This window comes from Micrococcus sp. H39-S4 (genome assembly GCF_027158145.1).
Taxonomy (GTDB): Bacteria; Actinomycetota; Actinomycetes; order Actinomycetales; family Micrococcaceae; genus Micrococcus; species Micrococcus luteus.
In genome coordinates, this window is record NZ_JAPVLT010000031.1 from 1 (window position 1) to 966 (window position 966).

Sequence of the window (966 nt, forward strand, 5' to 3'; positions counted from 1 at the left end):
TGGAGATCCCATCCGTACTCGGTGGCCAGGTCCAGGTACTTCTCGCCACGCAGTGACCCGACGAGCCGATCCTTGCCGGCGATCAAGGCGGGCATGTCGACCGGCCGGACTTCGGGGAGCGGCAGCCCGGGGAACCGGGAGGCGTCGAGTGTGACGTGGCGGGCCTCGGCGGTCGCGAGCAAGGCCTTGGAGGGCACGCACCCGGTGTTCACGCAGGTACCGCCGACGGTGCCACGCTCGATCATCACCACCCGTCTGCCGAGGTTGGTGGCGCGGATCGCGGCCGCGAACGCCGCCCCACCGGACCCGATCATTGCCAGGTCATACGACCTGCTGTTAGCCGTTGCCGTCATGAACTCCTCCTTCATCGCCCTCAGGATCGACCTTCCAGTGCACTGGAAGGTCAAGGGGGAGAATGAGTGGCATGCGGATCGGTGAGGTGGCTCGGGCGTCGGGCACGACGAGCAAGACCCTGCGGTACTACGAGGAGGTCGGGCTGCTACCCGCCGCGGACCGCACCCCGGCGGGCTACCGGGACTACGGCGCCGAGGTGCTCGACCGGCTGGACTTCATCCGCCGGGGGCAAGCGGCCGGGCTGACCCTGGCCCAGATCGGTCAGGTGCTGGACATCCGCGACCGGGGGCAGGCCCCCTGCCGGCACGTCACCGACCTGCTCGACACCCGCCTTGATGTGATCGACCGGCAACTCGCCGAGCTCGCGCAGCTACGCACCACGATCGCCGACCTGCGCGAGGACGCCGCCGCCGGCGACCCGGCCATGTGCTCCCCCGAGGATGTCTGCCGCTACCTGTGACACCGAAGTCACGGGCCCGTGGCAGCGCATGGCGGCCCACTCTGTTGCGTTGGGGTGTTAGACCTTTCGCAACGGTTCTGTTGCGCGGGGTGCACCCTATCGCGACGCCTATTCCTCCGGCCTGCCGTCGGCCGCTGTCCCGGTGAAGGATC

The 966-nt window shown here is 69.0% G+C and carries 2 protein-coding genes; one reads left to right on the forward strand and one right to left on the reverse strand.

From position 1 onward, the window contains the following. Positions 1-368 (reverse strand): FAD-dependent oxidoreductase (locus tag O3T09_RS11785; protein WP_269295570.1); only part of this gene is annotated, 368 nt, incomplete at its 3' end. Positions 369-424: 56 nt separating this feature from the next. Here O3T09_RS11785 and O3T09_RS11790 point away from each other — a divergent pair. Next, on the forward strand, positions 425-814 hold the full coding sequence (locus tag O3T09_RS11790) for a heavy metal-responsive transcriptional regulator (RefSeq protein ID WP_101966230.1): 390 nt from the start codon (positions 425-427) through the stop codon (positions 812-814). Positions 815-966 lie beyond the last annotated feature (152 nt).

Excerpts from the sequence above, each read along its gene's own strand:
- O3T09_RS11790 (WP_101966230.1), top strand. The coding sequence starts at position 425 with ATGCGGATCGGTGAGGTGGCTCGGGCGTCGGGCACGACGAGCAAGACC.